The sequence below is a fragment of the Pontixanthobacter sp. genome (assembly GCF_049682855.1).
Lineage (GTDB): Bacteria > Pseudomonadota > Alphaproteobacteria > Sphingomonadales > Sphingomonadaceae > Pontixanthobacter.
In genome coordinates, this window is the sequence record NZ_JBAUIK010000011.1 from 1 (window position 1) to 6,564 (window position 6,564).

A 6,564-nucleotide genomic window follows, 5' to 3' on the forward strand; every position below is an offset into this window, starting at 1 on the left:
CGCAACCATCACCAGCCCTGCGGTTCCGGTTCGCCCTGGCGCGCCGGTTCCGGTGCTCGATCCGGCCACGGGTCTGCTCGATGTCCCTGCGGGCACCCCTGCTGGCACCTATACGATCAGCTATGAAGTCTGCGAGACGCTCAACCCTGCCAACTGTGCGGTAAGCACGGTCACGGTGGAAGTGACTGCGCCTGACATTGTTGCCGAGCGCGATATCGCTGACCCCATACGGTCCGGAATCGGTGCCGCGGATGCGATCAATATCTTTGACAATGACACTGTAAACGGCACGCCAGTCGCTGCTGCAGATGTGACCGTACGCATCGTCACCCCGGCGAGCAATGCGGGCGTTGTACTGGATACAGCAACCGGGGTCGTCTCGGTGGCTCCGGAAGTGCCGGCAGGAACCTATACGATCGAGTATGAAATCTGCGAGGTCGTAAACCCAGCCAACTGCGCGACCAGCACCGTTACAATAGTGGTCGAGCCATCCCTGAGTTCACTGTCCGGAACGGTTTACACAGACGTTAACGGCGATGGCACTTTGGATGGCGGAGACACCCGCCTTCCAAACTGGATCGTTGAAGTGCGCCGTAACGGCGAACTGATCGCGGTTGTGCGCAGCGATGACCAGGGCAATTATGTTTTCAATGATCTACTGAGCGGCGGCGGATATGAAATTGCCTTCCGTAATCCAAACAGCAATGTCATCTTTGATATTATCCAGAATGTCACCTTGGCTGATAATACGACTGTGGTGGATCAGAACCTTCCGATCGATCCATCGGGCATTTTCTACGACTCGATTGCAAGAACGCCGATTGCGGGTGTTCTGACCACGCTGGTGGACCGCAATGGCAATGCCTTGCCTGCCGCGTGCTATCTTGATCCGTCCCAGAACAATCAGACCACTGGAGCCGATGGCGAATACCGGTTTGACATTGTCCCGGGCGCTGCTGCGCAATGTCCGTCAGGTGAAACCGAATATCGTATTGTCATCACACCGCCGGCCGGTTTCTCGGCATTATCGACGGTTATTGCGCCGCAAACAGGGCCGTTTGACCCGACCGGACTGGCAGCGCCGGTGCGTATCAATCCCGACCCGACAATACCGACAATTTCCAGCCCACCATATTATCTCGATTTCCGTCTGGCGTCGGGCGATCCAGACGTGATTTTCAATCATATTCCGCTGGATCCTTTCCTGACCAGAACGCCGCTGATCGTTTCAAAAACGAGCTTCAAACGATCGGCAAGCGTGGGTGATATCGTGCCTTACGAAATCACCGTACGAAATACGGAAAATGCCCAGCGTTCGGGGGTCAATATCATCGATCTTCTGCCCCCGGGAATGAAATATGTGCTGGGAACCGGCGTGGTTGATGGTGTGCCGCAGGAGCCGGTAGTTGAAAACCGGCAGGCTGTATGGTCTGGCCAGGTCATTCCGGCAAATGGCTCTGTCAGCTATAATCTCACGCTGGTTATAGGTGCAGGTGTTACCGGCGGCGAAAAGGTCAATACAGGCCTCGCTCGCAGCGGTATCGACGGTGCTGCCATTTCCAATCGCGGAACTGCAGTTGTTTCTGTTGTCCCCAGCGCCGTGTTCGATTGCTCCGAAGTCATCGGTAAGGTGTTCGAAGACGCCAACCGCAACGGATACCAGGATGCAGGTGAGCCCGGTGTTCCCGGCGTGCGTCTCGCGACCGTCAACGGGCAATTGATCACAACCGACCAGTTTGGCCGATATCACATTGCCTGCGCAGCAGTGCCAGATGCCCGTATCGGTTCCAACTACGTGTTGAAAGTCGACACGCGGACCCTGCCGCTTGGCTGGGACACGACATCTGACAACCCACGTTCCATCCGCCTGACACGAGGCAAGTTCGGTGAACTTAACTTTGGTGTCGCGCCCAACATTCAAGAGAAGGGGGAGTAAGCGCAATGAAAAACTATAGCAGAAATCATCCCGTATACGCCCTGCTAGCGCAAACATCTGCTCTGGCTCTGTTAACTGCGGTTGCACCAACAGTTGCATCGGCCCAGGACGGTGATGCAGCGGCGACTGTACAGATTGACCAAGAGGACGAATTCAAAGTCCGGTTCAGGGCGGATACCCTGATTGTTACCCCTGTTCTGAATGTTGGCTTGATCAGTTCCGACCGCAGTGTTGTCGAGGGCGAGACGGCCTATTTCCAGACCTATAACAACTATCCCGCTTTTGTTGAGCAGGGCGAAATCCGCATTTTCGCCGATGGCCAAAGCGTCGACAGCGAACCGTTAGCAGCGGTGCCGGTAAACGCAGACGGACTTGCGCAATGGGCCGTACCAGTGGATGCGCCCGACGCCCTGTTTTATGTTTACCGCGTTACCGGCGAAGGTGGCAATTTCGATGAAACCGCGGCGGATGAGCTGACCGTAGTCAGTAAGGAACTGGCTGATAACATGACCGCCGGTCCCTTGCAGTCCTATCCAAATTTCGGGGAAATCGATGAAGCTGCACGCCGGACGATTAATCTGTCGGGTTTGATGGCAACGGTGACCGGACATGCCGATCCGGAAACTGACCGTGTCACGGTTGGTGGTTTGGCTGTTCCCGTCACAGAGGATGGCCGGTTTGTTACCCAGCAGATCGTCGCCCGCGATGATAGCAAGCTGGTGGTGAGCATTGTTCGCGACGGAATAGAGGCAAAACGTGCCGAACAAAGCTTTGCTGTTCCCAAAAACGACTGGTTCGTGGTTGGACAGGGCGATCTGACTTTGGGCCGAAGCTATGATAGCGGGCCTTTGCAAGATGTTGCAGGCGATACACTTGTCAGCGGCGAATATGCCATCGGCCGGGCAGCATTTTATGCCAAGGGCGTCGTTGGCGATGATGTCCGTGTGACCGCGTCGGTTGATACAGGTGAAACCCTGGTAAAAGACCTGTTCAGCAATCTGGACCGGAAAGACCCGCGCCAATTGCTGCGCCGTCTGAACCGCGATCAATATTATCCGACCTATGGTGATGATTCCACCCTGGTAGAAGACGCGCCAACCCAGGGCCGGTTCTATCTCAAGGTGAATAAAGATGACAGCCAGTTTGTGGTTGGCAATTTTGTTACCTCGATAAATGGGGCGGAACTTGCGCAGCTGGACCGCGGGCTGTTTGGTGCGCTGATTGATTACAACAGCATCGCAACGACTGATTTTGGCGAACGCAAGGTGCAGATTACGGGGTTCGCATCTGATCCCGGCACTGTACCCGGACGCGAAGAGTTTCGCGGGACCGGCGGTTCGCTATATTTCCTCAAACGTCAGGATGTTTCGATCGGATCAGAACGCGTCCGCATTGAAGTACGCGACCGTGAAACCGGTCTGGTCCTTGAAAGCCGCGATCTATTTGCCCAGCAGGATTATGATTTTGACCCTTTCCAAGGGCGCATCACGCTGCTGAAGCCGCTCGCTTCAACCGTATCAAATGGCGGTGTCGTGCGCGAAGGCGCATCAACTGGCAACGTGCCGGTATTGGTGGTGCGGTACGAATATTCACCGCTCATCGGTGATCTTGATGGATACACTGTGGGCGGCCGCGGTTCTGCGTGGATTGGCGATAGCCTGCGTCTGGGCGTTACGGCACAGCGCGACACGGTTGAAGATGCCGCGCAGACACTGATCGGGGCCGATGCGACCTTCCGGCTTACTGCCGGTACCTATCTTAAGGCCGAACTTGCCCAAACTGACGGACCTGGCTTCGGTCAGTCAAATTCGGTCGATGGCGGATTGACTTTCACCGATATTGCCACCCCTGGCGCAGGCATCAAGGCGCAGGCCTGGCGGGCCGAGGCTGCGGTCGATTTTGCCGAGCTTGCTGGTAAAGCAGTAAATGCCGGAAATGCTGCGGCATATTACGAAAGTTATGATCAAGGCTTTGCATCGGCGGGACGCCTGTCACCCAGCGATACCACCCGCTGGGGCGGCGCGGTCAATCTGCCGGTTGGCGCCAATGCATCCATTGACGCAAAATATGATGAACTGTCGTCGGGTAACACTGGCGATAGCAAGACGGCATCGCTCGATATTGCCAATGTCTTTGTGCTTGGAACATCCAGCCTCACTGCGAAAGCGGGACTGCGATATGAAGACCGCACCCCGGGTCTGCTGTTTAACAGCGTGCAGGACGGCAGCCGGACAGACGGCGCTGTGGAACTGGAATTTGCACCATCACGGGAATTGTCATTGCATGCCTTTGGTCAAGCAACGCTCGACCGTGACGCCACACGTCAAGCCAATTCTCGTTTCGGCGGCGGTATCAACGCACAATTGACCGAGCAATTGTCTTTGGCAAGCGAGGTGTCCGGCGGCGATGGCGGTCTGGGGGCCGATGTTCAGCTTAACCAGCGTTTGGGTGATGGGCGCGAGGCCTATGTCGGGTATTCTTTATTTGCTGACCGCACCGATACCGGCCTTGACAGCCAGAATATCTTCACCCGTTCCAATCGCGGATCGCTCACTGTGGGGGCGCGGCAGCGATTTAGTGACAGCTTGTCTGTCTATGGTGAGAACCGGGTGGGTATTGGCGGCACCGCGCCTTCCCTGACCCGCAGCTTCGGTTTGCAATTTGACCCCACCGAAAAGCTCAGCGTGTCAGGCAGCTTTGAAAATGGCCGGATTGATGATGCAACAACCGGTGTCTTCAAGCGGACGGCTGCCAGCATCGGCGTTGGCTATACCGCGGAGGGTGTACGTCTTGGCAGCTCCATCGAAATGCGCGAAGAAAACGGTCTTGACCGGGATGTGACAGTCTGGCTGCTTCGCAACGATTTCAGCTATGCTGTCAATCCAAGCTGGACCGCTCTTGGCCGCTTTAATATTGCCAAGGCGGATACGGATAACCCATCTGTCCGGGCTGCCGAATTCACCGAGGCTATGGCCGGTGTGGCCTTCCGCCCGGTTGATAATGAACGGTTTAATGGGTTGCTGCGCTTCAGCTATTTTGAAGACCTTGGCCCGGCTGGACAAATCACTGGCTCAGGGCAGGTTGAAAGCCCGAAACAGGAAAGCGCGATCATCAGTCTTGATGTGAATTATGACCTTAGTGAAAATGTCACATTGGGTGGAAAATATGGCTATCGCAGCGGCCGGGTTTCGGTCAGCCGTGACAGCGATATATTCGTCGATTCCGAGGCGCATCTGGCGGTCATTCGCGCCGATTACCACGTCAATAAGAAATGGGATGTCCTCGTCGAAGGGCGGGCCTTGTGGATAACCTTGGCGGATGACAAACGTTATGGCGCGCTAGGCGCGGTGTATCGTTCTCTTGGCAATAATGTCAAAGTTGGTGTCGGATATTCTTTCTCTGACTTCTCCGATGATCTAACCGATCAAAGCTATACCAGCCACGGGCCATTTCTGAACCTGTTGGGCAAATTCTAGGTGTGACAGCGCAATGCGGGCATGATCCAATCATCCCGCAGGGCGCGGTGTCAAGCAATTGGTCCCGCCTGCACTGAGCGGCAGCAGAAGTTCGAGCAGGAGCAGGAGCAAGTGGGGAACCCTCCAGACAAACTCTGATCGGCCAAGCTGCGATTGACGCCATCATAAGAAGCACCCGCATAGCTGCCAGGCCTCAACACAGCGCGCCAACGGATACGCGCAAGCCCTCGCCTGTCATCGCCTGTCATCGCCTAAGACATCGATAGGCATCTGATATCCACCCATTTCAATCCATTGCTTGTTTTCAATAATTTGAAATATTGAAATGGTGCGAGAAGAGGCATCGAACTAATCATGTAACCCCTTGAGCCAATTGAACTATTTGTCGAGATCATTGTGAAAGGCCCGCAAATAGGACCGCATGTTCGACACAAGCCTCTGTATCCTACTAATATATTTAGCCTTCTTGGCTCATTTCTTCAATTGACAATCTCAAGAACCTCTCTGCCCGATGAAACCCATTTTGCCCGCACTTGCCTGTCAGGGGACACAGAACTTGAATTCGCGGCCATACTCCGATGACAGCTTTGTGCCCTCGTTCAAGACGTAGACATCCGGGATCTTAGGTCCTGAGAGCGGACATTCTCCAAGGCCATTCAGGCCAAGGAGAATGAAAATGACATACTCACACTTTGACCCCGCTGCGCAAAACCGAGTGCCCTGGAACTTTGGAGCGAAGATTGGGCCCAAGCGTCCATTCAATCAGAAGCAGATCTGGGCGATCCGGTTTTTCCTTGATCGCGAAGAGCGCATCAGGGATCGGGCGCTCTTCGACTTGGCGATTGATAGCAAGCTGCGAGGATGTGATCTTGTCGCGCTGAAGATCGGCGATCTGGTTAGCGGTTCAGAAATCAAGACACGGGCGACAATCACACAGCGCAAGACAGGTCGCCCTGTTCAGTTTGAGATTGCGACAGATGCGCGTGCAAGTCTGTTTGCCTGGCTGGAACTCAGAGGAGGTGACAATGGACTTGTAACGGTTTTGTGCCGGTGACTTGAGAGTTTAACACTCGCGCAAGGAGACCGACGAGATGAAGAAGCATACAGAAGAGTTCAAGCAAGAGGCCGTGCGCATTGCGCTGACCAGCGGGC

The 6,564-nt window shown here is 55.1% G+C and carries 2 protein-coding genes and 1 pseudogene; all 3 read left to right on the forward strand.

What is annotated here, in order from left to right:
• Positions 1-1,936, forward strand: a 1,936-nt coding sequence (locus WA922_RS08260; RefSeq protein WP_424771225.1) for an SdrD B-like domain-containing protein, incomplete at its 5' end; no start/stop codon positions are given.
• A gap of 5 nt (positions 1,937-1,941) precedes the next feature.
• Entirely contained in the window at positions 1,942-5,412 is a 3,471-nt protein-coding gene (locus tag WA922_RS08265; RefSeq protein WP_424771226.1) for a hypothetical protein, read from the forward strand.
• 676 nt (positions 5,413-6,088) lie between these two features.
• Positions 6,089-6,433 (forward strand): annotated as a pseudogene (locus tag WA922_RS08270) (integrase); the annotation flags it as partial.
• Positions 6,434-6,564 lie beyond the last annotated feature (131 nt).

What these genes read in the sequence shown, in the direction of transcription:
- WA922_RS08265 (WP_424771226.1), top strand. Translation starts at nt 1,942, where the DNA reads ATGAAAAACTATAGCAGAAATCATCCCGTATACGCCCTGCTAGCGCAA.